The following is a 25,665-nucleotide window of genomic DNA, read 5'->3' on the forward strand; positions in this document are numbered from 1 at the left end:
ATGAAAAATATTTTTAAATATACATTAGTATCAGCAATTATCACAGGTATGGTAGCTTGTGATGTTGATAATACTTTACCAGAAATTAAAGCTCCTACTGTTGAAGTACAAGCAGGTAGTGCAGATTTTTCTAAATATGTAGCTATAGGTGCTTCTTTTACAGCTGGTTTTGCCGATAATGCTTTATTCAAAGCTTCTCAAGAGTTCTCTTTCCCGAATACATTATCAAAGAAATTTGCGATGGCCGGAGGAGGAACTTTTACTCAACCATTAATGAATGATAATTTTGGTGGTTTAATTTTAAATGGAGCCCCAGTAGTTAGTCCTGTTACAGGTCAACGATTATTTACTGAAAGATTAGTATTTAACGGAACTGCACCAGCTCCATTAAACACTTTAAATCCTGCAGCAATGTCTACTACAGATTTTGCTTTAAACAATCCAACAGGTCCATTTAATAACTTTGGAGTTCCTGGAGCTAGAAGTACTCATTTAGTTGCTCCTGGTTTTGGTAATTTAGCTAATTTCCCATTAGCAAACCCATATGCAATTAGAATGGCGGGAGGATCAAATTCTTCTATCATAGATTTAGCAGTAGACCAAAACCCAACATTCTTTACTTTATCTGAATTTGGAGGAAATGATGTTTTAGGATATGCTATTACTGGTGGTGATGGTTCAAGTCCAATTACAACAACTGCTGATTTTGATTTAGCTTTAAATGTTGTAGTTACTAAATTAAAAGCTACCAATGCTAAAGGTGTTGTAGCAAACCTACCATACATTACAAGTTTAGCTCATTTTACTACGGTTCCTTATGCTCCATTAGATCCTTCTAATCCAGCATTAGCAGCTCAAATACCAACGTTAAACACAGTATATGGAGCATTAAACCAAATATTTACAGCTTTAGGAGAAACTAACAGAATTATTCAGTTTTCTACCACTGCTGCAAATCCAGTTGTAATACATGATGAGAATTTAACTCCTTTATCAGGAACAATTACTGCTGCTTTAGGTGCAAATCCTGCATTTGTTCCTTTCGTTCAATCATTAGGTTTACCTGCTTCTGCTGCTCCATTAGTAGCACAGTTAATGGGGAATCAGTATGGACAAGCTAGACCAGCAACTGCTGATGATTTATTAGTTTTACCAAGTAGTAGTGTAATTGCTACTGTAAATAACGATGCTGCGGCGGCTTTAATCGCTGCAAGTGGTGGTTTATTACCTCCTGCATTGGCTGGTCAATTCTCTGCTGAAGGATTAACTTTACCATTAGCTGACAAATGGGTATTAACTCCACAGGAGCAAGCTGAAATTAAAACTGCAACAGACGCATACAATACTAGTCTTAAAGCGAAAGCTGATGAAAATGGTTATGCATTTGTAGATTTCAACGCTGTTTTACAAGAGGCTGCAACTACTGGATTAACTTTTGACAACTATCAATTAAATACTAGTTTAGTAACTGGTGGTTTAATTAGTTTAGATGGTATTCACTTAACAGCTAGAGGTTATGCTATTATGGCTAACAAGATGTTAGAAGCTATTGATACTACTTATGGATCTAACTTTACTCAAGCGACCGATGGTTTAGCTAAAGCTGCTAACTTCCCAACGAATTATTCTCCTGCTTTACAATAAAAGAAAAGGAGTTATTATAAATAAAAAAGAGGAGCTTTACAGCTCCTCTTTTTTATTTTCATTATTGTTTATTATATACTTCTTGTATTTACCATCTTTATATCGATGATAAATAAATAGCGGCATTAGTATAAATGCCATATATAATACTCCTAATCCCATTACGACTTGGGCTTTGGGATGTAATGTATTTAATAAATACGCTCCAATAATCATCCATACTAAAAAGATGATAAATAATACTTTTAATACTGTTTTCATCAAAATTCTTTTACATTACAAAAATAAAAAACCTACCAATGTGAACTGATAGGTTTTAAACTTATTTAGATAAGGTTTTATTACATTTTCATTAACCAAGAACGTACATCAACCTCTTCTTTGATTATTGCTCTTAATTCCTCTATTTTAACACGCTTTTGCTCCATCGTATCTCTATGACGAATAGTAACAGTGTTATCTTCTAAAGTATCATGATCTACAGTTATACAAAAAGGAGTACCTGCAGCATCTTGACGACGATAACGACGTCCAACAGCATCTTTTTCATCATAAGACACATTAAAGTCCCACTTTAAATCTTCTACAATCTTACGAGCTACTTCTGGCAATCCATCTTTTTTAACTAATGGTAAAATAGCTGCTTTAGTAGGAGCTAAAACTGCTGGTAATTTTAATACAGTTCTCGATGTTCCGTTTTCTAATTCTTCTTCTTGTAAAGAGTTAGAGAAAACAGCTAAAAACATACGGTCTAAACCTATTGAAGTTTCAACAACATATGGTACATAGTTCTTATTCTCTTCGTGGTCAAAATATTGTAATTTTTTTCCTGAAAACTCTTCGTGTGCTTTTAAATCAAAATCTGTACGTGAATGAATTCCTTCTAATTCTTTAAATCCGAATGGGAATCTAAATTCAATATCAGCTGCAGCATCTGCGTAATGTGCTAACTTCTCATGATCATGGAAACGATAATTATCTTCTCCCATTCCTAATGATAAGTGCCACTTTAAACGTGTTTCTTTCCATTTTTCATACCATTCTTTCTGAGTTCCTGGCTTCACAAAAAATTGCATTTCCATTTGCTCAAATTCACGCATTCTAAATATAAACTGACGCGCTACAATCTCATTACGAAATGCCTTACCCGTTTGTGCTATTCCGAAAGGAATTTTCATACGTCCTGTTTTTTGCACATTTAAGAAATTCACAAAAATACCTTGAGCCGTTTCAGGTCGTAAGTATACTTGCATAGAACTGTCTGCTGAAGCTCCTAACTGCGTTCCGAACATTAAGTTAAATTGCTTCACGTCTGTCCAGTTTTTAGACCCTGTTAATGGATCAGCTATCTCCAGCTCTTCAATTAAAGCTTTTACATCTGCTAAATCTTCGTTTTCTAAAGATTTTGCTAATCTTCCTAAAATTGAATTTATCTTCTCTTGATATCCTAAAACTCTCCCGTTTGTTGACAGAAATTCTTCTTTATTAAAAGCTTCTCCAAAACGTTTTGCCGCTTTTTTAACTTCCTTTTCAATTTTAGCTTCAATTTTAGCACAATAATCTTCTACTAAAACATCTGCTCTATATCTTTTCTTAGAATCTTTATTATCAATTAAAGGATCATTAAAAGCATCTACGTGGCCCGATGCTTTCCATGTTGTTGGGTGCATCAAAATAGAAGCATCTATTCCTACAATATTCTCGTGCATTTGCACCATTGCTTTCCACCAATATTCTCTAATATTCTTCTTTAACTCAACTCCATTTTGAGCATAGTCATACACCGCACTTAGACCATCATAAATTTCAGATGATTGAAATACATATCCGTATTCTTTTGCGTGTGATAATACCTTTTTAAATTGATCTTCTTGTTTTGCCATGGTGCAAAAATAAAATAAGCTTTTAAACTATTGACTATAACACAAAAAAAAGTGAAGAATAAAATTATTCTTCACTTTAAAATTTGTTTTATCTTTATCTTATCTCAGTTTTACAACTGCGTTTCCTGTATAATTTCCATCTACAAAAGCACTCACAGTATACTTTCCTTTATTTACATCATCTCTATTTACCAAAACGAAAGAAACCAAACTCATTCTGTCATTTAAATAATTCACTTCTAAAGAATCTGTATATTGTATGGTAGCTCCATTTTTTAAACTAGCCTTTCCTTTTGGAGAAACTACTTTTTTGTCTTCATCAATAATTTGAATGTACACCGTTTTATCTCCTGAAATTGTTACTGGGTTTTCTAACAAGTCGAAATTGATTTTAAAAGCATCAGTTCTACTCGATCTAGATGTTGAAACCAATTTACCGCTACTTCTTTCTTTCATAGCAACAGCTCTTATTGGGCTAGTTTTTATAACTCCCGCAATTGCTACCTTTTTCTCTAAAGATTTCTGCTTAACTTCTAGTGCGTTGTACTTCTTTTCTAAATTAACATTGAGAGTTTCCTTTTGTACCAATATCTCTTTTGCGATAGTATTTTCTTGAGCCAGTACTTGATTAGCTGTATTTAAAGAATCTATTCGAATAAATAAGTTTCTATTCTCTCTCTCTAAAGTAGCGATCTTTCTTCTATATTTCCTAATAAGATCAAAATTATCGAGCTTTAATGTTTCAATTGAATCTCTAAGATTTTTCATTTTAACAAGCTCTACTTTTAATCTTTTAGATAAACGCTTTTTTCTGATTACCACATCTGTGTAATCTTTAATCATTTCATCTAAATTGGCTTGTAAATCTTGTTTTTCTTGAACAAAAACATCTTTAAGTTCTGCGTAATCGTTTGTCTTTTTTAGGGAATAAAGAGCTAAACATATAAATGCCAAAGACAATGCATAAATAACAGCGTTTGATTTTCTTTTAAGGGGATTCATAATTAAGGGATGGTTAGGGGGTTATTAATTTATTAACTCATTTACTTTAATTTTAGTTTTGTTTCTCCAGAATACATTTCATTTACGTATACTTTAATTGTATAAATACCTTTTTTAATGGTATCTCTATTTACAGAAATAAAAGATAGAACGTTAATTTCTTTATTAAAATATTCCGCCAAAAATGCATCACTATATTGCACCCTTGAACCATCTTTCATTTTTGTTTTTCCTTTGCTAGAAATTATATTATTGTTTTCATCTATAACTTGTACACATATAGGAACCAATCCTGAGTCTACAATTTTATTTTCTAACAAATTAAAATAGACCTTAAATGCATCTGTTTTTGAAGATCTACTTGTAGAAACATGCTTTCCGCTATTTCTTTTCTTCATTGCCACCACTTTAATTGGTGTAGTTTCAATAACTACGGCAGTTGCAATCTTCTCTTCTAGATCTTCTTTTGTTGCTCTTAAATATCTATTTTTTCTTTTTAATAAGCTATTTTGATTTTCTTTTTCGCTTAATATTTTCTTTACTCCAAGATTTTCTTCATTAAGCACGCTGTTTTCAGCGTATAACGAATCTATTTGTACAAATAACTCTCTATTTGTTTTCTCTAATTCGTTTATTCTATTTCTGAAGTGCCTAATTAAACCATAATTGGTTTCTTTTAAGTTACTAACAGAATCTCTTAGTGATATTAACTTTTCTAATTCTTCATTTATCTTATACGATAAATGTCGATTACCAGATAGCGCCTTTTCATAATCCTTAATTACATCTCCAAGGTTACTCTCTAGTTCTTTTTTCTCATCCTCAAATACATCTTTTAATCTGGAATAATCTCGGGCATTTTGATATGACAAAACTCCTATTGCTCCAATTAAAAAAAGTAAAAAGATGACTAATCCATAATAGTATTTTTTAGCCTCTTTATTCATTTAACATCAAAGGGGGGACATTAAGTGATTATTGATTATTGTTCGCTAATATACTATTTTTTAGTACACTTATACACAAAAGCGGGCGGGAAATTCAACGGCTCGAAGTCTAACTCTATAAAATCACCAAAAACTTTCTTTAATTTTTTATAATAAGTTAAGCTATATTGGTACTGAATAAAGAGTCCGTTGATGTTGAGTGAATTATAGCATTCTCTCAAGATATTTGAAGATATTTCCTTAGGAATTATGGTTAACGGCAAACTTGAAACAATATAATCTACTTTGGTATACCCAAGTTTACTTAACTCTTTTCTAATATCTTCTGCGGAGGATTTTAAAACGATTAATTGAGGATGATTTATTTCTTTTAATTCTTTATAAAAAGCATCATTTATTTCAAAACACACTAATACCGTATTGGATTGTATCTTTTTAAGAATCCTTTTGGTAATGGCTCCATCACCTGGACCTAATTCAACTATTACTTCAGCTTTCGAAAAATTAATTTGTTTTAACATTCTCTTAGCCAAAAACCTAGAACTTGGTGCAACTGTACCGGACGTTTTATAACTTTTTACTGCTTCTTTAAAAAATTGTATCTTTTTACTCAATTGTTTTTTCTATTTAACCCTTATATTTTTTGCCTTGTAAATATGCAATATTTAAAAGATATATTCTATTTATTTTTTCCATATATATGCGTTAACTGTAAATTAACGTTACTACAAAATGAAAAACATCTTTGTACCTATTGTGTGAATGATCTTCCTATTATTGACGACAACCCCCATACAAATGTTACATTACTTTCTACCTTTAACAATAAAGTTCCTGTAAAAAATGTACGATCATTTCTATATTATCAAAAACACGGAATTACACAAAAAATTATTCATGAGTTAAAATATAAAAACCAACCTAGTATTGGGAACCTAATGGGAGCTTGGTTTGGACACAGGCTAAAAGAGTCCAATATTTTTTCCGATGTTGATTTTATTGTTCCAGTTCCTTTACATAAAGAAAAATTAAAAAAAAGAGGGTACAATCAGCTAACTACATTCGGAACTTCTTTAGGTAATATTTTACAAATTGAATACAAACCCGAAGTTTTAATCAGAACCTCTATTAGCAACACCCAAACCTTAAAAGAACGATTTGATCGTTTTTCTAATCAAAAAACAACATTTAGGTTATCCGATACGAGTATATTTAAAAACAAACATATTTTGTTAATTGACGATGTTATTACCACTGGAGCAACTCTTCTAGCATGCTGTAAAGAGTTATTACAAACTCCAAACATTACCATTAGCATAGCCACAATATCCTTTACTGAAAAAACCTAATATTTTATGATGCATATTTACTACTTTTGATATTGAATTTAAATAATAGTTTGTGAAGCATTTCAATCAAATTTTAATTCTTTTATGGGTTGTTTTAGCAGTGAGCTGTGCACGAAAAGGAAGACCTGAAGGTGGACCTAAAGATGAAACTGCTCCCATAATGGTAACCGCCACTCCAGCTTATGAGTCGGTAAATTTTAAGGATGATAAAATCAGAATTTACTTTGATGAATATATCGTATTAAAAGATCTTGCGAAACAACTTGTGGTTTCTCCTCCAATGAAAAACCCTCCTTTAATAACACCTCAAGGATCTCCTAGTAAATATATTAACATTAAAATATTAGACACTTTAAAAGAAAACACCACGTACACTTTCAATTTTGGAAATGCCGTTCAAGACAATAACGAAAACAATAAATTAGAAAGTTTTAAATACGTTTTTTCCACTGGCAGCTATATTGATTCGTTAACTGTGAAAGGGTCTGTGAGTGATGCTTTAGAAAAAGAAACTCAAAAGAACGTAAATGTTTTACTCTACAGAATTGATAGTTCTTACAATGACTCAATCGTATACAAACGTAAACCTGATTATGTAACGAACACTTTAGATTCTACTCTTTTTAACATTAGCAACATTAAAGAAGGTAAGTATGTATTACTTGCACTAAAAGAGCAAGCCAACAATTTTATCTTCAATTCTAAAACTGATAAAATAGGGTATCTAAACGATCCTATTTCTTTACCAAAAGATAGTGTCATAGAAAACGATATTGTGTTTTTTAAAGAAGTACAACCTTTTCAATTTAAAAGAGCGAAAGAAGTTTCTAAGGGGAAAATAGAATTTGGATTTGAAGGACAACAGAAAGACATGAAGGTAAAACTTCTTTCGGAAGTTCCTTCTAGTTTTAAATCGTTTAGTCAATTTGAAAAAGACAAAGACACCTTAAGTTATTGGCACTCATTAATTGATGTAGATTCTTTAAACTTTAAAGTAACACATGAGCAATTTGTTGATACCGTAACAGTTCGTCTTAGGAAGAAAAAAATAGACTCGATTAAAGTAACTTCAAACGTAAGTTCTACTTTACATTTAACCGATACCTTATTTTTAATCGCAAATAATCCAATAACGCAACACGATGTAAGTAAGTTCTCTCTAGTTGATAAAGACACCTTAGATGTAGCCTATGAATTACAAAAGATAGGCTTTAACAAATTGGCAGTTCTTTTTAAGCAAACTCCTAAAAACGTCTATAAATTAAATGTATTACCAGAGGCTATTACAGATATTTATGAAACGTCAAATGATACTTTAAGTTATAATTTTAGAACACTTCATCCTGAAGATTATGGTAGTATTATCTTAGATGTTAAAAACGAGGTAAATAAACCCTTAATTATTCAACTAATTCAAAAAGATAACGTTGTAAAGACAGTACAATTATCATCTTCTAAGAAGATAGAGTTTAATTTACTAAAACCTAGAACTTACTCCGTAAGAGCTATTATTGACGAAAACAATAATGGCAAATGGGATACTGGTAGTTTTTTACAAAAAATTCAGCCCGAAAAAATCATCTATTTAGATGTAGAATTTAAATTGAGAGCCAACTGGATTCAGAATGAAACCTTTACAATAAACTAAAAAAAGGTCCGCTGATTATTTCAGCGGACCTTTTTTATTTTTATAAAGAATAGTCTTATTTCTTTTTTGCCCAGTTATCTCTTAAACCAACTGTTTTATTGAATACTAACTTTTCTGAAGTTGAATCATCATCTACATTAAAATATCCTAAACGCTGAAATTGAAAACGATCTCCAATTTTAGCAGTTTGCAAACTTGGCTCTACAAAAGCATTGATAGTTTCCAAAGAGTTAGGGTTTATAAACTCCATAAAATCTTTATCCTTGTGTGCATCTGGTGCTTCATCTAAAAACAATCTGTCATATGCTCTTACCTCTGCCTTTACTGCATGCTTTACAGAAACCCAGTGTAGTGTTCCTTTTACCTTACGCTTACTCTCTTCAGTTCCACTACCAGACTTTGTCAATGGGTCGTATGTACAATGAATTTCGGTAATATTTCCTTCTTCATCTTTTATACAACTGTTTGCTGTGATAAAATATGCATTCTTTAAACGAACTTCCTTTCCTAATTTTAATCTAAAAAATTTCTTATTAGCCTCTTCTCTAAAATCTTCTCGTTCTATATAAATTTCTCTTGAAAACGGAACTTCTCTAGACCCTGCATTTTCATCTTCAGGGTTGTTTTCTGCAATCAAAATTTCCTCTTTGTCTTCAGGGTAATTTGTAATTACAACTTTTACAGGATCTAAAACTCCCATTACCCTGTTAGCTGTTTTATTTAAATCTTCACGGATTTTAAACTCTAACAATGCTACATCAATTACATTTTCACGTTTAGAAACTCCTACTGTTTCAACAAAACTACGAATAGCAGCAGGTGTATATCCTCTACGACGTAATCCAGAAATTGTTGGCATACGAGGATCATCCCATCCAGAAACGATTCCTTCTTCTACCAATTTCATTAACTTTCGTTTACTCATAACAGTATAACTCAAGTTCAAACGAGAAAACTCTCTTTGTTTTGGTACTAAAGGATATGCTTCTTTACTGTATTCATATACATTATCTCTAAACCAGTTATATAATTCTCTGTGCGGCTTAAATTCTAAAGAACATAATGAATGTGAAATTTGCTCTAAATAATCACTTTCTCCATGTGTCCAGTCATACATCGGATATATTACCCAATCATTTCCTGTTCTATGGTGCTCTTTCTTTAATATACGATACATTAATGGATCTCTCATTAACATATTCGGAGAAGCCATATCTATTTTTGCACGTAATACATGAGTTCCTTCTTCAAACTCACCTTCTTTCATACGTCTAAATAAATCTAAGTTCTCTTCTACACTTCTATCTCTATAAGGACTGTTAGTACCTGCTTGTGTAGGCGTACCTTTTTGTTCTCTCATTTCTTCAGAAGTTTGAGAATCTACATAGGCCTTTCCTTCTTTTATTAATTGAACTGCCCAGTCATATAACTGCTGAAAATAATCAGAAGAGTAACATTCGTTTTCCCATTGATATCCTAACCAAGCTACGTCTTTTTTAATTGCATCTACATACTCCTGCTCCTCTTTTGCTGGGTTTGTATCATCAAAACGAAGGTTTACTGGTGCATTATATTGCTCACCTAAGCCAAAACTAATTCCAATTGCTTTTGTGTGACCAATGTGTAAATAACCATTTGGTTCAGGTGGAAAACGAAAACGTAAGTTTTCTTTAGGCATTCCATTTGCTAAATCCTCTTCAATGATTTGCTCAATAAAATTTAATGATTTCTTTTCTTCTGACATTTTCTCTTAAATTGAAGTGCAAAATTAGTGAAAATAGTTGAGCTGACTTACATAAAAAAACTCCTCTCAGTTAAAAAGAAAGGAGTAATTAGTTGCTTAATATGTCGTCTTTTTTAAGGCTTTAGCATTTTGTATTTTACTATTTCCGGTTCTGTCATCCAATGAATACTACTCGCTTTTGCTGCTTTTATTGTAAAGTAGTAAAAAGCTTTTGCTTCAGCATCACTAAACCCTATGGATTTATAGTAATTTATATAAGGTAAATGATTTGCATGTCCTTCAGGAAAATCGGTGGCTTCATTGGTTCCATCAGACCAAGAATGTACCCCAATTCTCGTTCCTGTTCCTCTTGTTCTTTTTTTTCCCGCTAGAAAGAAATCAACTCCTCCAGAAGCAATCTCAGCATTATTTAATAAATGAATATTGATATTTAAATCATGTACTCTTTTAGATAGCTGTAAATTAACCCTATCATCTGATGAACCATCACAGTTTTTAATATTTATTTTTTCAACTTCTGGATATTTCTCATACAGTTTATTAAAATTAACTAATGAAGAACTATTAATTGTTCCATTCATTTCAATCGTTTTTTTATCCTCCAACACTTTAAATATTCCAAAGGTTGAAGTATTGGTTGCCAAATCTTCATTATTACTGCAACTAGCAAGTAATACAAAAAGTGTTGTTACCACCGTAATCATTTTTCTTGTTTTCATGTTTAACCTGTTTTAAAATTTAACCAAAATAAAAACGCACACTTCAACCATATCCTTTTTATCGGATCTTGCTGAAGTATGCGCTTTTGCACAAATTCTCTGTTATACTTCCAATTTCTTCTTCAGTGATGAAATATAACACTAAGAGCTTTTAGCTCTTTTAACTAAAACAAAATCAACAGGTTTTACCCTACTTCTTTACTTGTTCTGTTTTATCTAATCTCTATATTTTTCTTTTTTTCTAAATACCATATTTACTTTATAAGCTCCTTCTCCTCCATCTACAATGTTTAAAATATCTTCTGCATCATCATTTCTATTACTTGGCATTATTGCATTGGCGTTATATGCGTTTACATATGCATACCCTAATTTAGACATGGCATTTAATAAGTCTGTTTGATTTCTTATTCGAAGTTTATCTCCATCTTGTAGCAACGATTCTAATTTTTCTAATTCATCTCTATAGGTTGACTTTTTCTTATCAATAATGATATTGATTCCTCCTAACAGTTTCGTGTTTTGTGAAGTAATAATAACATATTCTGGAAGCTCATCTATTGTAATGTTTGATGATTTAATAACCGCTAATTCTTGTCCTTTTACATGTATGCTAAAACAAATTAATAATAAGGTTACTGCGATCTTTGTAATTTTTTTCATGTTTTTTATAATATTGGGTTCAACAAAAAACTCCATATACATTATCACTTTTTAATTTAATGATAAGGTATATGGAGCCTATTCCATAATATTTAACTTAGATTCCTCAATCTCTTCCTTATGTTAGGAATCTAAATATTTATGTATTCGTTTGTTTGACGTTAGAAATACATTTTTGTTACATTTATTTTAATTGGATTCTAAATGAATGTCTGCATTTCCTCTATATACATTCTGACTATCTTTTTTAAAATCGATAATTCTACAGCTTTCTATGTTCTCTCTTGAGTTTCTTGGATCTCCAGAAAAATAAATTTGTGTAACCAGAGTTTTGTATCCGTTTGCTGTAATTTTATAATGAAAATGTCTTGGTCTTCCTGGATATAAACCTGGCCTAATACTTTCAAATGTATAATTTCCTTCAGCATCAGAAGTTACAAAACCTCTCAATGTTATCTTGTCTGCTGAGAAGTTACTTACATTACCATTGCCCACTGGATGATAGGTTCCGCCACTATCGGCATGCCAAACTTCAATCATTGCATTTGCAACAGGTTTACTTTTATCTGCCGAACCAAATATTTTCCCGGTTACCACTATCTTGTCGCCTGCTAAATTTTTGGTGTTTAAATTTGTAATCTTAGCAGTACCACTTACATAATACGGCCCTAAAACATCAGATTTCGTAATTCCACACTCACTTGTTTGATTGTTCTTTACAATTTCACTGTTACCAGAACATGAAATCAACGAAGTAGGTAAAAGTGGAGTTGCCACCACTCCTAATCCCAATCTTTTGATAAATTTCTTTCTATCCATATTACTTGTTTTTAGCGTGTTACTTAATATTAAAACAATTGTATACTACTTCCCCCTACCTTTTGTAAGTCCCGTCTGGTAATACTGTTGGAAATTTATATTGAGTATTTGTTAACAATCCAAAAACAGCTGCATCTGTCGCCTTTACTTTTTCTTTCGTGTTTAACTTCCATTCCTGTTGTATTTCACTAAGTCTATTAGTTTGTGCTCCTAAAATTGAACTCATTGCCCAATAAAAGTATTCTGTAGCCTGACAATCATAAGTACAAGTAGTATCGTCATAAGTGTACCACGCTTCTGTAGGGTATGAACTAGGTATACTCGTAAATTTACCTCCTCGTGCTTTGTCCATTGCATTGGTTAAAGATGTTCCTGCATTTTCTCCAAAGACACTTGGATACGCTTTAGAATACCCTGCATGTGTAATAATATGCCATACCTCTTCTAAGGAAGCATCAAAACGACCTTTTTTACCTCCAGACACATAGTTCGGAATTGTTTCTCCATTCCCTAAATCTTGCCCTAATCTTCCTGAAGGAGGACTAATGCTATTCATATCTGACTGTGAATACCACATAAATAAAAAGGCTTTGTTTTTATTCATTTCTTCTAAAACCTTTGGGTTATCAACAGTACCATCTTCATTGTTATCTAAATACTGAGCCATTACATTAGCTGCATGCAATAATTTTGCATCTTCCACCTTAGGTACTGCATAAATATCTATTCCAAACACTACTACTTTTCTGTTAAAACTTGACATTCCTGCATCTGAATTTGCAACAATTTTAAAGTTCGGATCATTTCCTTCATTTATAATTCCGTTTTGGTTTCCATTATTGATGAGATTATCATTTTGTGAACATGCCACACATCCCATTATAACCAATGAAAATACTACCATTCCAGCCTTCAATATTTTTCTCATATCCTTCATTTTATTTGATTTTTGTTCCTATTGTTCTTGTGTAGTTGGCATCTATAGACATTGGTACTTTTTTAGTTTTCATAAACTCCAACGCCTTTTTTTGATGTGTATTTAGTTTATCACTTAATCCTGCAAAATTGATTGCCCAAATTTGATGTATGTATTCATTAACAGCGGTTACTTTATCATAGTTTCCGTTTTCCGCTGTATTTTGTTCTGAAATATCATATGTTTTTGCCGTAATATCATCTTCCATATACTGACGTAATTTTTTTCCACTTGTAAAAGCAAATTCACTATCGGTTCTACTAATAGCTTCCGTTACAGTATGAAATACTTCTTCCCATAATGCATTAAACACTCTAGGTCTCCATGTTGAAGAAGATAACTTATCTAAAGTCCAACCTTTACCATTGTAATCTTTTACATATGGCCAATTATCTGTTTGCATACTCATTCCATAGAGCCCTTTTGTTCTTAATTGTGATGCTTCAGATATTTTATCAACCATCTTTAAAGGTCCGTTAATAAACATTGTTTTTTGAGCTAACCATTTGTTCAATTCCTTTTTATCATCATCTACTTTCCCATCATTATTCATATCTAAAAAGCTACTAAACAATCTTACACTATGATCAAAAATTTCTTTTCCTGTGGTAGCACTTGGTATTGCTTCTTTTGGTTTAGCTGTACTTCCTACGATATAAAATCCGTTAATATTATGTACATAATCAGCATTTGCTTTTAAAAACTCTTCAAGAGATAAAGCATCATTTTTTACTATTTTATCGTTGTTTGAACAAGAAATGCAACTAACCAGAATACAGAATAGTGCACTTATAAGAACTGTTTTTTTAATCATAATTCGAAAGTTTTATTCATTATGATGTATAACAGCAAAACCCGCCCCAATACTATGTTTAAACGGTGTTAAAAAGTCCGAATAAAGGTTATTCGGACTTTTTTAGTTGATTTTGATATTGTTTAGGCGTAATTCCTTCAATGTTTTTAAATACTGCATAAAAGGTTGATTTGGAAGAAAAGCCGGCTTCATTTGCCAAACCTAAGAGAGATAATTGTTTTGCTTTCTTTGAAGACAAGAGTTTTTTAAATGCTTCAACTCGAAACTTATTTATGAAATAATAAAAATTCTTTTGGGTGTGATGGTTAATTAACTTGGAAAGTTCTTTTTCTTTAATTCCTAAATTCTCAGAAAGCAATCGTAACGTTAGGTTTTGATTAGCATACATTTTTTCTTCTTGAATTTTAAGAGTAATTTCCTGAAACAACTCATTTGTTTCTTTTTCTTCATTTTCTTTTATCTCCTGAACTTCTTCTTCAATAAACAACTTTGATTTAAATATTTCTGTTTGTGAAAAACCATTATAGGCTATCCAATAGATCATAAAGAAAGTTAGTATTGTGGATATGGATGCGAAATAATAAATAACTTCCTCATTTGCTATTCCTACCACTTCTTCAATAATCCAAAATGCATAAAAAAACAAGTATATAAATACAATTGTTTTGATCCAGTTTAAGCTTTTGTTTTCTATATCAGAATAGTAATCCTTTATTTTTTCTTGATGGTCTTTTATAGACTTCAATAAAACAACCAATAATACACCATTGAAAAAATACTCGAACCATCTTGTCATTTCTTCAGGAAACAGGAATAAATTAACCATTAAAAATGGTATCAACAGTAAAATGTATTTTACGTTAACCGTTAGATTAAACGTTAACCTCACATATAAAAACAATAGAGAAATCGTTGCCAAAGAGGTGTGTATTATATGAATTTCGATTTCTTTAAATTCAACAGATTCTAGAAGCGTTCCTAAAACTTCTATCGCCAAAGACCATAAAAACAATCCCAAAAACCAATTTGCTTTTTGATTTTTAGACCTTAATGTAATGAACAAAAACCCCAGCATTAATGCGGTTGCTATAGACAATACATCTATAACTGATAACATATTAAAATCCAAGGTTATTGATTCCATTACTAAACTTTTTTAAGCAAACAAGAATAAAAACAACAAAGGGAATAACATTCCTGCAACTGCTAATTTCCATCCTCTTCCTTTGAATCCTTTTTTTCCTAAAGGAATTAACACCCCTGTTATAGCAATTACTAACATAGCTATTCCAAAGATATCAGAATACCATATCCAAAAACTATTCGTTGATTTATGCAAATACATCGAATGTCCTACAATAGGTACTTTTCTTTTATATTCAACAGTTCCTTTTCCGGTTTTGGCATCAGCATCAAAAATAATATTGTCTTTAAAATACACTCTTATTTTTCCATTTCTTACTCTATGTCCATCATACTTTCCTATCTCTTTAGTACGCTCTGTAATATACTCCTTTGTTAACTGCCCATTATCAGCAGGAATATTTAATTCAAAAGGTTTGTTTTCATAAGTATAATCCATAGGATACCAATCTTGACGATGGTTTAGGATAATTCCAGAAAAAGAAAATGCAATGATTAATCCAACATAAAAATAAGCCAAATCTCTGTGTAAGCTTCTATTCGTAATTTTCATTATTAAAAAAAAGAGTTAAATAAAGAAACCCAAGATACTATTTCTTGGGTTTACATCTATTATTAAAAATTAAAGTTGTTTTATTGTTCGTTCATTTCAATATTAACAACAACTTCTACATCATTTCCAATAGGTTTCATTCCTTTTCCTAGATTAAATTCTTCTCTTTTAATTACCGAAGTTAATTTTAATCCTGCTTTTTTCTTTCCTCCTCTTCCTTCAATAATCCCATTCAGTTTCCCTTTAAAAACAACCTCTTTTGTAACACCTTTGATAGTGATTTCTCCAGTAGTTTCAAATTCTTTTCCTTCTAACTGTTTAAATGATTTACTTTTAAAAACAATTGTTGCATGATTGGCTACATCAAAGAAATCTGCTGATTTTAAATGATTGTCTCTTCCTGATTGGTTTGTATTGATTGTTGATGCATCTATAGAAACCTCAAACGTTGGTGCTTCAAACTTTTCATTACTAACCGCGGTAATATCAAACTTCCCAAAATTTCCAGTTACTTCTGAAATCATAAAATGAGAAACAGAAAATGTAATTGAAGAGTGCGCCTTGTCTACCTTCCAAGTTGTTTGTGCATGTACGTTTACTAGCGCTACAAATGCTATTAAAGTTAAAACTATTTTTTTCATTATTTTTAAATTTTAAAGTGCCTAGCAAAAGTATTTACTCTTTAAAATCAAAAGTTATTAAAAACAGAATATAACTTATGAATTTATGCCTATAAACATCCCTACTCATAACATAAACAGCTCATATAGTATTAATATTGAGAAAATATCTCATGAGAATAGTTATGATTTTAATACTATTCATAAACATAATTACTTTGAAATTTTATTTTTTGAAAAGGGAGGTGGCTATCAATTAATTGATTTTGATAAAGTTCCTATTAAAGACAACAGCTGTTATATTGTAAAGCCCAAACAAATTCATTTGCTAAAAAGGAGCTCTGAAGCTGATGGCTTATTAATACAATTTACGCAAGAAACACTTTCTACTGATTCTTTTTCTTTTTTGAAAAGCTTTACCAAATCTGAAGTGGTTTTTGAGCAAGACAGTATTTTATCTCATTCTTTCTTTTCTCAATTACATAACATTTTAAGTATTCAGAAAAGTAAATCGTTCTTTTATAAAGAGAAAACAGTTCATTTGCTTTCTTCTCTTTTATATACACTCGAAGAACAAAATATTAAGCTCAAAAACAAAAAACTTCATGCATTAACAATAGACTTCATTTATTTGGTAGAAGAGCATATTAGTAGATTGTCAGTTGCTGAATATGCGGAAAAGCTGCATATTTCAACAAAAAAACTTACTCAAATCATAAAATCTGAATTAAATAGCACTCCTTTAAAGTACATTCATGCTATTCTAATCCTAAACATTAAAAGAGACTTAGCTTTTAAGCAATTAACCCATAAAGAAATTGCCTACAACTATAATTTCGACAGTCCTTCTAACTTTAGCATTTTTGTTAAAAAACATACTGGACTTACTCCAACACAACTTCAAAAACAACTGATACAGCAATAAAAAAAGGTTGAGGAAACCTCAACCTTTTCAATATAAATTTTACGCTACTCCTATTTATTCAACAGTAACTGTATTGTTATCTACATTAATATCAGCCATTAATCCTGATGGATCAATTTCAACAGATTTTACATCTTTTGAAGTAGAAAAACTATAAGTTGGGTGTGCAAATGTCCAATCATCTAATTTCGTTGCAGACGATTTTTTCTCTCCTCTCATCATACGTAATGGGATATTAAACATTTCTTTTGAACCATCTTTATAAGTTACCTCAACATCAATTGGCATTGGCATTTTACCAATACGCTCTAGTGTAACTTCTCTTCCGTTTACAGATTTTATTCCGTAATCGATTGTATGCGTTGTTTGTGTCCATTCATTTAAATACCAATCTAAATGAACTCCAGATACTTTCTCTGCAGTACGTTTAATATCATTTGGTGTAGGGTGCTTAAACGAAAAATCTTCAAAGTATTTCTTTAATGTTTTTGCTACATTTTCTGCTCCAATGATATATTCTAATTGCGTTAAAAATATATTTCCTTTAGAATAACTTGCCATTCCATATGCCGCATTGGTATGGTACCTATCTGCATGTGTTGAAATTGGTTCTTCAATTCCTCTACTCACCACAGCATAATAGTGGTTGTAAGATCCTTCTTGTGGATTTACTCTATTTCTTTCTAAAATTTCATTTTCTGCTTTGTTAGAAATATAGGTTGTAAAACCTTCATCCATCCAAGGGTGTTTTGATTCATTTGTAGCCAATAAAAACTGAAACCAAGTATGTGCCAATTCATGTGCAGTTACTCCAAATAAACTACCCCACTTACGTTTTCCTGTTATTAAAGTACACATCGCATATTCCATTCCTCCATCTCCTCCTTGAATTACAGAATATTGTTTGTATGGATATGGACCAACATGCTCACTAAAATAATTCATTAAATCAGCTGTTTTAGGCTGTAATCTTTTCCAGTTATCTAAAAACTCTTTATTTAATGTTTTTTTATACAAGAAATGTAAATCAACTCCATTCTTCATTTTATATACATCATGCGTATATTCTGGATCTGCTGCCCATGAAAAATCATGTACATTAGGTGCATTAAATTTCCATGTTAGCTTTTTTCCTGAAGGAAGATTTAATTGCGCTCCTTCTTTTTCATAGCCATGACCTACTTCTTGTGGATTCTGCAAGTATCCTGTACCTCCTACTACATAGTTTTTATCAATATGAAGAGTTACATCAAAATTACCCCAAACTCCGTGGAATTCTCTTCCTAAATACGGAGGTGTATGCCAACCTTCAAAATCATACTCGGCCATTTTAGGATACCATTGTGTCATTGAAAAAGCAACTCCTTCTTTACTCTCTCTACCAGAACGACGAATTTGCTTTGGCACTTGCGCGTCAAAAATCATATCAAAAGTTACACTCTCTCCTGGTTGAATTGCTTGATTTAATGTAACTTCTAAAATAGTACCAACTGTTTTATGAGATACCGCAACACCATTTTGTTTTAATGAATTTACTTTGATATATCCAATTTCTGACGGCGTTAACTTGCTAATTCTATCTCCTACTCTTCTGTCTGGATCTGCAATATTTCTTGAGCGAATATCCATTTGAGAGTTTGGTTGAAAAGCATTAAAATACAAGTGATAAAACACTTTGTTTAATGCGTCTGGAGAATTATTTGTGTATACTAACTTTTGAGTTCCTTTATATTGAAATGTCTTTACATCCACATCAATATCCATCGTGTAGTCTACATGTTGTTGCCAGTAACCATTGTCATTTTTTTCTTCTTTATCTGACACTTGTTTATTGCTTGCGCAAGCAACCATAGATAACAGAGAAAGTCCGAATAAAATTTTCTTCATATTGTATATTTTAGTTATAGGTTTAATCAAAAAAAGAGCATTTAGTAATGCTCTTTTTATATTTTTAATTTCCAATAATTACTTTCTTCCATTTACCATTCTATCAGCCATACGTAATGCATTGTATGCATTTACTACACGACCTGAAACTGATAAATCTGAAAAAGGAACTAATACTCCTTCAGGATTCTCTCTTGAAGGAGAACCTGGCTTAATTACTTTTAAACCGATCTTTGTTCCTGAGTTCATTAAAATGTGCTTTACTTGACTAGCACTTAACTCTGGGTAATAAGAACGAATTAAAGCTGCAACTCCAGCTGTTGCTGGTGAAGCCATTGATGTACCGCTAAACTTCTTGTATTCTCCATCTGGAGTTGTTGAATGAATTTGTACTCCAGGAGCAAAAACATCTACATTTACTTTACCATAGTTTGTAAAAGAAGCGGGTAATTCTTTGTTATAATTAGCGCTCATTGCACCAACTGTTAAGAAATTGTCTGAAATTTCATTTTTAAAATCCGGTGCATCATTCGGGAATGTTTTTTCTACATCAATATCCTTAGCGTCATTTCCTGCTGCATTTACAATTAATACATCTTTTTTAGCCGCATATTTAATAGCATCAAAAACCCACTCTTTATTTGGTGAAAATCCTTTACCAAAACTTGTGTTGATTACTTTAGCTCCATTATCTACTGCATAACGAATACCTAAAGCAACATCTTTATCGTACTCATCTCCATCAGAAACAGAACGAACCGCCATAATTTTCACATTATTAGCTACACCATCCATTCCTTTTCCATTTGCTCTTGTAGCACCAATAATACCAGATACGTGAGACCCATGTGCTTCACCTTTTTCTGAATGACCAGTGTTTCCATCACCATATCCTGGCTTATCGTTAATATCATAAGCATTATCACCTACAACCGTACGATAATCTGTTTTTAAATTCTCACCATTAATTGTTTTTGCAGCTTTCTTAATTGCTCCTTCAAAAAACTCTTTTGCTTCTGGTAATGACTCAAAATAATTAAACATAAATCCAGCAACTCCTTTTGCAGTTGCTAAATCTTCGTCTGAACTATTAATTGCTAATATTTCCTCTTTAGTAAATTCTGATTTTCCGAAATATTTAGAAAGAACCTCTGTTGCTTTATCAATGTTCTTTACAAACTGCGTATATCTTTCTTTGGTTCCTTTAGCTTCTTCTACCTTTTCATTTTGAAAAGCTTTTACTTCTTCATACAACTCTTTACTAGCTATAGAAGGCTTCATTAAAATACGTTCGTATTCTAAGTGCTCAGTATACGATTTCCCTAGGAAATTCCATCCATTAATATCATCTACATATCCATTCTTGTCATCATCAATACCATTTCCTGCTACCTCATCAACATTTACCCATGCAACATCTACTAGGTCTTCATGTTTTAAGTCGGTACCACTATCTACTACTCCAACTACAACCTCTACTCCTTTTTTACCTTTTAAAAAGTCATATGCTTTCTTAACACTCATTCCAGGTATAGAGTCTGAAGCTAAGTCTAAGTGTTGCCAATTATCTTTTTCGTAATCGGTTAATTCAGCTTTTTTAGCTGGAATATTTACCACGGTATTTGAACCAGTTGGTACTGGTATTTTACTTACTGTTTTACAACTCGCTAATGTAGCCACTGCTATCGCTGAGTAAAATACAGGTTTTAAAACTCTCATAATCTCTCTATCTTAATTAAAATATGTCTGTAAATTTAAATGTCTCTTTCAATCGAACTCCTTTTTCTGTGTGTTGAACAGTACATAATTCATTATATGCATCATGTTCTAAAAACAAATAAAACTCTTTATCAGCAGCTTCATTTAAAAAAACTCTTTTCTCTTCAAGCGTAAGTAGCGGTCTGGTATCATATCCCATTACATAAGGTAGTGGTATGTGTCCTACTGTAGGTAATAAATCAGCCATAAAAACAATTGTTTTTCCTTGATATTCTACCTTCGGAAGCATTTGTTTCTCTGTATGACCATCAACAAAAATTACATCAAAACCAACTTGATCAATGGTATTTCTATGAACAAAATTTAATTGTCCATATTCTTCAATAGGTTTAATGTTTTCTGTTAAAAAAGATGCTTTTTCACGAGCATTTGGCTCTATAGCCCAATTCCAATGTCGCTCATTACTCCATACTTTGGCATTCTTAAAAGCTGGAATGTATCCTGTTCTGTCATTATTCCACTGAATTACTCCTCCACAGTGATCAAAATGTAAATGTGTTAAAAAGACGTCGGTAATATCATCTCTATGGAAACCATATTGGGCTAATGAAGTATCTAATGAGAAGTCTCCATATAAGTAGTAATATCCAAAAAATTTATCTGATTGTTTATTTCCAATTCCTGTATCTACCAAAGTTAATCTATCTCCATCTTCAATAAGCATACAACGCATTCCCATTGAAATCATATTCTTCTCATCGGCAGGATTTGTACGTTCCCATAATGATCTCGGAACTACTCCAAACATAGCTCCTCCGTCTAATTTAAAATTACCAGTTTCTATCGGATAAATTCGCATAACTACAAAGATGCAGAATTTTTATGAGCTTTATGTTAAGAAAAACAAAAAAGCACATCAATTATGATGTGCTTTTAGAGGTGCCGAGCGGATTCGAACCGCTGTAGATGGTGTTGCAGACCACTGCCTAGCCACTCGGCCACGGCACCTTAAACCTGTAAGGACTGCAAATTTACAGTTTTTATCTATTTTTGCAAGCTTTTTTTACTTTTTACGCACATCTTTTAAAACAATTACAACCTCCTCCACATTTCCTCCAATTGGTGGATTTATTTTAGCTACGCTAACCTCCGCTTCTTCAATGAGTTGTATCTCATCAAACATTCTATCTAAAATTCTTTGTGCTACATGCTCTAATAGTTTAGATCGTATAGCCATCTCTTCTTTTACAATATGATTTAGGTGAACATAGTCAACAGTATCTGCTAATTCATCTGTTTTTGACGACTTTGATAAATCTGCTTTTACCTCAACATCCACTCTGTATTCTGATCCAATTTTTGCTTCTTCTTCCAAACATCCGTGATTCGTAAATAACCGAATGTTGTTTACACGTATAATTCCCATAGAAGCAAAGATACCAATGTTTCTTAATTTGTAAAGAAATCAAAGATGTTACTTAATGCGCTTGTACTTGCTTTGTAAAACTCTGTGTAGCTACATCTTTTACAAGTTACACTAGTAAATTTCTTGTTTTGAACATCAAAAATTTTCGATAAAGTACCTCCCGTTGCACGCATTTCCCCCACTTCATAAGTGTGATTGTTACATTTCGGACAGGTATAATTTAATGGCTTATTCATACTGTTTTTTTATTTATTAGAGTATGAACCGATAAAAATGTTACAAATTATTTTATTTCAAAGGTTTGTTTTTGATTGTTAACTTCAACTGTATACTTCCCTTTTGGTAAATAATAAACTTCATTTTTAGCTTTTTTAATGATGGCATCTTTATGCTTTTGTGTATATGCTTTTCTTCCTTTTTTCGAAAAAGAAACATCATACATTGCCTCATTAAATCCTTTTACTGTTGTTGTTTTAAATGAATTCACTAAAACATCATCTGCATAAACATTTACAGTCTCTTCTCCTTCAGAGTTTGTATAAAAAGGAATGCTAATTTCAGGAGTATTTGGCTTTAACCACTTACTCCATGTGCTTCCCCAAGAAGCTCTCTTTCTTATATTTTGTATTGAAAATATCGCTTCTTTATTATTGAACTCTTGTAACGGAGCTACATTTGCTTTATACAAACTACGTCCATGTGTTCCTACAATTAAATGCTTTGCTTTTGGCTGAATTACTAAATCATGAACTGCAACATTTGGCAATCCTTTTTCAAAAGCTTTCCAGTTACTTCCATTATCAAAAGACACATACAAACCATTATCTGTACCTAGATATAAAACATTCTTTTTTACCGGATCTTCTTTGATAACATTTACTGGTGAAACTGGAATACTGCTACCAATATTTTTCCAAGTTTTTCCATAATCGTCAGACATATATACATAAGGGGTAAAATCATCCCAACGATACCCGTTTAACGATACATATACTCTTTCTTTTTTGTGTTTTGAAGCCACTACTCTACTTACCCATAAATCTTGAGGAAGATTGTTTGAGATTTTTTCCCAGCTACCTCCAGCATTCTTTGAAATATGTACCAATCCATCATCCGATCCTACATATAATAATCCAAATTGAAACGGACTTTCGGCAATTGTTGTTAAAGTTCCATAAGCTACATTTCCTTTTTTTCCTCCTTGCGTTAAATCATCAGAAACAGTTTCCCAGTCATTTCCTTTGTTTAAAGAACGGTGTAATTTATTTCCTCCTAAATATAAAATATCTTGATTGTGTTTTGATAGATGGATTGGGGTTTGCCAATTAAATCGATATGGAACTTCTCCTAAATTATGTTTTGGTTGTATGTAAGTATTCTTTCCTGTTTTTCTATTGATTCTATAATAGTTTCCAAACTGATATCCTGTATATACAATGTTCGGATCTCTATCATCTACAGCTACTTGCATTCCATCTCCTCCCATGATGCTTTCATAAGGATTCTTACCTGTTTGATGCCACCTCTTATCCATTTTTGCATTATGGCTACCTACCCAAACACCGTTATCTTGTAATCCGCCATACACTTTATAATTCTTTTGGTTGTCGGCATATACAGTATAAAATTGTCCAACAGCTGGTTGATTTAACTTAATCCAATTTTCACCATCATCATAGGAGATATTCAATCCTCCATCGTTACCATCAATCAAGTGTCCTTGTTTTTTAGGGTTTACCCACAAAGCTTGGTGATCGGCATGTACATTTTCCTTACTAATAGAGGTAAATGTTTTCCCCCCATCTTTCGATTTTAAAATTGGAACTCCTAACACATAAATTGCATTTTTATCTTGCGGATCTACACGTACTTCACCAAAATAATATCCGTAAGAATAATACAAATCATCTAAATATCCTTCGTGCGTTTTTTTCCAAGACTTCCCTCCATTTTCTGTTTTAAAAACTTCTGCACCAATTACAGGAGTATCAAACAATAAAGCATTTGCATTTTCTAAATATTTCGCTAAGTCAATAGGTTTTACAGATCCAGATCTTACCATCTGCTTTACATTTTCGGCCCTATATTTTTCTTGAAAACCATTTGTTTTTAAATAGGTATTTAGCTTTTTATCTTTTAAGTTTAAGAACTCCGAAACCGACATCGTTTTAAAATCGTCTTTAGACAATGCTTTGGAATCTTCTTTCTTTTTGTTTTCTTTTTTTCTTCGGAATTGACTATCGTGAAAAGCATATACTGTGTTTTCATCAAATACAGCCAACCCTATTCTACCTACTCCATCTCCATTAGGAAAACCATTGTTTTCAGAAACTTTCGTCCAAGTATTTCCTGCATCTGTCGATTTATAAATTGCTGAATTTTTCCCATCTCCATCAAAATTCCAAGCTTTTCTGTCACGTTCCCAAGCAGCTGCATATAATACATTAAAATTATTCGGAGCTTGCTGTACATCTATCACTCCCGTATTTTCATTAATGTATAAGGTTTTATTCCAGGTTTTACCTCCATCTGTAGTTTTAAAAATTCCTCTTTCGGCATTTGGAGAATATAAATGACCAATAACACCGATAACTACCTCATCTGGATTATTGGGGTTAATCAATATTCTACCAATATGATGAGAATCGTGTAATCCTACATTGGTCCATGTTTTGCCTTTATCGGTAGATTTTAAAATTCCAATACCGGCATAAGATGAACGGGATGAATTATTTTCTCCTGTACCTACCCATATTGTTCCTTTTTTCCAATCAACGGCAATGTCACCAACATTTTGCGTTGAAGAAGAGTCTAAAATTGGAGTAAAAGTAGTTCCATTATTGTTCGTATACCAAACTCCTCCGGAAGCATATCCTACATAAAACTCAGTCGTATTATTAGGATTTACATCAATATCAACAACACGCCCACTCATAACAGTAGGACCTATATTCTCAAAAGAAATATTTTTTACTGTTGACTTTTCTGTTAACTGTTTCTTTTGTTCTAATGCTTTTTGAATTGTTTCTGCAGAGATTGAAGATTGTTGTGCTATTGCTGTAGTTGTTAACACAATACTCAATCCAAATATAATTTTTTTCATGGGTGTTTGGTTTAGGAAGCGATGAAGTTACTACATCACCATGTTAAATCAAAAAAATTAACAGATGCTAAATTCTTTATG

The 25,665-nt window shown here is 31.9% G+C and carries 24 protein-coding genes and 1 tRNA gene; 4 read left to right on the forward strand and 21 right to left on the reverse strand.

The window, feature by feature from the left end; genetic code table 11:
- Positions 1 to 1,644 carry a G-D-S-L family lipolytic protein gene (locus Q0873_RS07220; RefSeq protein WP_299105484.1) on the forward strand — a complete coding sequence of 548 codons (1,644 nt, stop codon included), beginning with the start codon at positions 1 to 3 and terminating at the stop codon, positions 1,642 to 1,644.
- A gap of 36 nt (positions 1,645 to 1,680) precedes the next feature.
- On the opposite strand, the gene Q0873_RS07225 is transcribed toward Q0873_RS07220, so the two are convergent.
- The 5 genes from Q0873_RS07225 to Q0873_RS07245 form a co-directional block, all read right to left on the reverse strand.
- Complete coding sequence (locus tag Q0873_RS07225; protein ID WP_299105485.1) at positions 1,681 to 1,905, reverse strand: hypothetical protein; 225 nt, start codon at positions 1,903 to 1,905, stop codon at positions 1,681 to 1,683.
- Positions 1,906 to 1,985: 80 nt separating this feature from the next.
- The gene (locus Q0873_RS07230; protein WP_299105486.1) at positions 1,986 to 3,527 is read right to left on the reverse strand and encodes a glycine--tRNA ligase; all 1,542 of its coding nucleotides are present in this window, start codon (positions 3,525 to 3,527) and stop codon (positions 1,986 to 1,988) included.
- A gap of 99 nt (positions 3,528 to 3,626) precedes the next feature.
- Complete coding sequence (locus Q0873_RS07235; protein ID WP_299105489.1) at positions 3,627 to 4,529, reverse strand: hypothetical protein; 903 nt, start codon at positions 4,527 to 4,529, stop codon at positions 3,627 to 3,629.
- A 41-nt stretch (positions 4,530 to 4,570) separates the two neighbouring features.
- Positions 4,571 to 5,476, reverse strand: a complete 906-nt coding sequence (locus Q0873_RS07240; protein WP_299105490.1) for a hypothetical protein — start codon at positions 5,474 to 5,476, stop codon at positions 4,571 to 4,573.
- Positions 5,477 to 5,529: 53 nt separating this feature from the next.
- Positions 5,530 to 6,090, reverse strand: a complete 561-nt coding sequence (locus tag Q0873_RS07245) for an rRNA adenine N-6-methyltransferase family protein (RefSeq protein ID WP_299105491.1) — start codon at positions 6,088 to 6,090, stop codon at positions 5,530 to 5,532.
- A 42-nt stretch (positions 6,091 to 6,132) separates the two neighbouring features.
- On the opposite strand from Q0873_RS07245, the gene Q0873_RS07250 reads away from it, so the two are divergent.
- Entirely contained in the window at positions 6,133 to 6,825 is a 693-nt protein-coding gene (locus tag Q0873_RS07250; RefSeq protein WP_299105492.1) for a phosphoribosyltransferase family protein, read from the forward strand.
- 52 nt (positions 6,826 to 6,877) lie between these two features.
- The gene (locus Q0873_RS07255) at positions 6,878 to 8,473 is read left to right on the forward strand and encodes an Ig-like domain-containing protein (RefSeq protein WP_299105494.1); all 1,596 of its coding nucleotides are present in this window, start codon (positions 6,878 to 6,880) and stop codon (positions 8,471 to 8,473) included.
- Positions 8,474 to 8,528: 55 nt separating this feature from the next.
- On the opposite strand, the gene Q0873_RS07260 is transcribed toward Q0873_RS07255, so the two are convergent.
- The 9 genes from Q0873_RS07260 to Q0873_RS07300 form a co-directional block, all read right to left on the reverse strand.
- On the reverse strand, positions 8,529 to 10,217 hold the full coding sequence (locus tag Q0873_RS07260) for a glutamine--tRNA ligase/YqeY domain fusion protein (protein WP_299105496.1): 1,689 nt from the start codon (positions 10,215 to 10,217) through the stop codon (positions 8,529 to 8,531).
- 113 nt (positions 10,218 to 10,330) lie between these two features.
- Positions 10,331 to 10,936, reverse strand: a complete 606-nt coding sequence (locus Q0873_RS07265) for a hypothetical protein (protein WP_299105499.1) — start codon at positions 10,934 to 10,936, stop codon at positions 10,331 to 10,333.
- A gap of 216 nt (positions 10,937 to 11,152) precedes the next feature.
- Entirely contained in the window at positions 11,153 to 11,599 is a 447-nt protein-coding gene (locus Q0873_RS07270; RefSeq protein ID WP_299105502.1) for a hypothetical protein, read from the reverse strand.
- A gap of 189 nt (positions 11,600 to 11,788) precedes the next feature.
- Complete coding sequence (locus tag Q0873_RS07275) at positions 11,789 to 12,418, reverse strand: hypothetical protein (protein ID WP_299105504.1); 630 nt, start codon at positions 12,416 to 12,418, stop codon at positions 11,789 to 11,791.
- Between the two features lie 55 nt (positions 12,419 to 12,473).
- The gene (locus Q0873_RS07280; RefSeq protein WP_299105507.1) at positions 12,474 to 13,346 is read right to left on the reverse strand and encodes a hypothetical protein; all 873 of its coding nucleotides are present in this window, start codon (positions 13,344 to 13,346) and stop codon (positions 12,474 to 12,476) included.
- A gap of 10 nt (positions 13,347 to 13,356) precedes the next feature.
- The gene (locus tag Q0873_RS07285; protein ID WP_299105509.1) at positions 13,357 to 14,208 is read right to left on the reverse strand and encodes a hypothetical protein; all 852 of its coding nucleotides are present in this window, start codon (positions 14,206 to 14,208) and stop codon (positions 13,357 to 13,359) included.
- 88 nt (positions 14,209 to 14,296) lie between these two features.
- Entirely contained in the window at positions 14,297 to 15,352 is a 1,056-nt protein-coding gene (locus Q0873_RS07290; protein ID WP_299105511.1) for a helix-turn-helix domain-containing protein, read from the reverse strand.
- 12 nt (positions 15,353 to 15,364) lie between these two features.
- Positions 15,365 to 15,904, reverse strand: coding sequence for a PepSY-associated TM helix domain-containing protein (locus Q0873_RS07295; protein WP_299105514.1), 540 nt, complete (start codon positions 15,902 to 15,904; stop codon positions 15,365 to 15,367).
- Positions 15,905 to 15,984: 80 nt separating this feature from the next.
- Positions 15,985 to 16,545 (reverse strand): YceI family protein, encoded by a 561-nt coding sequence (locus Q0873_RS07300; RefSeq protein WP_299105516.1) that lies wholly within the window; start codon positions 16,543 to 16,545, stop codon positions 15,985 to 15,987.
- A gap of 85 nt (positions 16,546 to 16,630) precedes the next feature.
- Between Q0873_RS07300 and Q0873_RS07305 the strand changes: the two genes are divergently transcribed.
- Complete coding sequence (locus tag Q0873_RS07305) at positions 16,631 to 17,449, forward strand: AraC family transcriptional regulator (RefSeq protein WP_299105520.1); 819 nt, start codon at positions 16,631 to 16,633, stop codon at positions 17,447 to 17,449.
- Positions 17,450 to 17,503: 54 nt separating this feature from the next.
- Here Q0873_RS07305 and Q0873_RS07310 read toward each other — a convergent pair whose 3' ends face one another.
- From Q0873_RS07310 to Q0873_RS07340, 7 genes are all read right to left on the reverse strand, one after another.
- Positions 17,504 to 19,336, reverse strand: a complete 1,833-nt coding sequence (locus Q0873_RS07310) for a M1 family metallopeptidase (RefSeq protein WP_299105523.1) — start codon at positions 19,334 to 19,336, stop codon at positions 17,504 to 17,506.
- A 78-nt stretch (positions 19,337 to 19,414) separates the two neighbouring features.
- Positions 19,415 to 21,055, reverse strand: coding sequence for a S8 family peptidase (locus Q0873_RS07315; protein ID WP_299105525.1), 1,641 nt, complete (start codon positions 21,053 to 21,055; stop codon positions 19,415 to 19,417).
- 16 nt (positions 21,056 to 21,071) lie between these two features.
- Positions 21,072 to 21,914 carry an MBL fold metallo-hydrolase gene (locus tag Q0873_RS07320; RefSeq protein ID WP_299105527.1) on the reverse strand — a complete coding sequence of 281 codons (843 nt, stop codon included), beginning with the start codon at positions 21,912 to 21,914 and terminating at the stop codon, positions 21,072 to 21,074.
- A gap of 78 nt (positions 21,915 to 21,992) precedes the next feature.
- Positions 21,993 to 22,063, reverse strand: a tRNA-Cys gene (locus Q0873_RS07325).
- 55 nt (positions 22,064 to 22,118) lie between these two features.
- Entirely contained in the window at positions 22,119 to 22,481 is a 363-nt protein-coding gene (folB, locus tag Q0873_RS07330; protein ID WP_299105529.1) for a dihydroneopterin aldolase, read from the reverse strand.
- 23 nt (positions 22,482 to 22,504) lie between these two features.
- The gene (locus Q0873_RS07335; protein WP_299105532.1) at positions 22,505 to 22,717 is read right to left on the reverse strand and encodes a zinc ribbon domain-containing protein; all 213 of its coding nucleotides are present in this window, start codon (positions 22,715 to 22,717) and stop codon (positions 22,505 to 22,507) included.
- Positions 22,718 to 22,764: 47 nt separating this feature from the next.
- Entirely contained in the window at positions 22,765 to 25,584 is a 2,820-nt protein-coding gene (locus Q0873_RS07340; protein WP_299105534.1) for a glycosyl hydrolase, read from the reverse strand.
- Between the last annotated feature and the right edge of the window lie 81 nt (positions 25,585 to 25,665).

This window comes from uncultured Tenacibaculum sp., assembly GCF_947498805.1.
Lineage (GTDB): Bacteria > Bacteroidota > Bacteroidia > Flavobacteriales > Flavobacteriaceae > Polaribacter.

Coding starts and splice junctions, on each gene's coding strand:
- Q0873_RS07220 (WP_299105484.1), top strand. CDS start 1: ATGAAAAATATTTTTAAATATACATTAGTATCAGCAATTATCACAGGT.
- Q0873_RS07225 (WP_299105485.1), bottom strand. CDS start 1,905: ATGAAAACAGTATTAAAAGTATTATTTATCATCTTTTTAGTATGGATG.
- Q0873_RS07230 (WP_299105486.1), bottom strand. CDS start 3,527: ATGGCAAAACAAGAAGATCAATTTAAAAAGGTATTATCACACGCAAAA.
- Q0873_RS07235 (WP_299105489.1), bottom strand. CDS start 4,529: ATGAATCCCCTTAAAAGAAAATCAAACGCTGTTATTTATGCATTGTCT.
- Q0873_RS07240 (WP_299105490.1), bottom strand. CDS start 5,476: ATGAATAAAGAGGCTAAAAAATACTATTATGGATTAGTCATCTTTTTA.
- Q0873_RS07250 (WP_299105492.1), top strand. CDS start 6,133: ATGCAATATTTAAAAGATATATTCTATTTATTTTTTCCATATATATGC.
- Q0873_RS07260 (WP_299105496.1), bottom strand. CDS start 10,217: ATGTCAGAAGAAAAGAAATCATTAAATTTTATTGAGCAAATCATTGAA.
- Q0873_RS07265 (WP_299105499.1), bottom strand. CDS start 10,936: ATGAAAACAAGAAAAATGATTACGGTGGTAACAACACTTTTTGTATTA.
- Q0873_RS07270 (WP_299105502.1), bottom strand. CDS start 11,599: ATGAAAAAAATTACAAAGATCGCAGTAACCTTATTATTAATTTGTTTT.
- Q0873_RS07275 (WP_299105504.1), bottom strand. CDS start 12,418: ATGGATAGAAAGAAATTTATCAAAAGATTGGGATTAGGAGTGGTGGCA.
- Q0873_RS07280 (WP_299105507.1), bottom strand. CDS start 13,346: ATGAGAAAAATATTGAAGGCTGGAATGGTAGTATTTTCATTGGTTATA.
- Q0873_RS07285 (WP_299105509.1), bottom strand. CDS start 14,208: ATGATTAAAAAAACAGTTCTTATAAGTGCACTATTCTGTATTCTGGTT.
- Q0873_RS07290 (WP_299105511.1), bottom strand. CDS start 15,352: ATGGAATCAATAACCTTGGATTTTAATATGTTATCAGTTATAGATGTA.
- Q0873_RS07295 (WP_299105514.1), bottom strand. CDS start 15,904: ATGAAAATTACGAATAGAAGCTTACACAGAGATTTGGCTTATTTTTAT.
- Q0873_RS07300 (WP_299105516.1), bottom strand. CDS start 16,545: ATGAAAAAAATAGTTTTAACTTTAATAGCATTTGTAGCGCTAGTAAAC.
- Q0873_RS07305 (WP_299105520.1), top strand. CDS start 16,631: ATGCCTATAAACATCCCTACTCATAACATAAACAGCTCATATAGTATT.
- Q0873_RS07310 (WP_299105523.1), bottom strand. CDS start 19,336: ATGAAGAAAATTTTATTCGGACTTTCTCTGTTATCTATGGTTGCTTGC.
- Q0873_RS07315 (WP_299105525.1), bottom strand. CDS start 21,055: ATGAGAGTTTTAAAACCTGTATTTTACTCAGCGATAGCAGTGGCTACA.
- Q0873_RS07320 (WP_299105527.1), bottom strand. CDS start 21,914: ATGCGAATTTATCCGATAGAAACTGGTAATTTTAAATTAGACGGAGGA.
- folB (WP_299105529.1), bottom strand. CDS start 22,481: ATGGGAATTATACGTGTAAACAACATTCGGTTATTTACGAATCACGGA.
- Q0873_RS07335 (WP_299105532.1), bottom strand. CDS start 22,717: ATGAATAAGCCATTAAATTATACCTGTCCGAAATGTAACAATCACACT.
- Q0873_RS07340 (WP_299105534.1), bottom strand. CDS start 25,584: ATGAAAAAAATTATATTTGGATTGAGTATTGTGTTAACAACTACAGCA.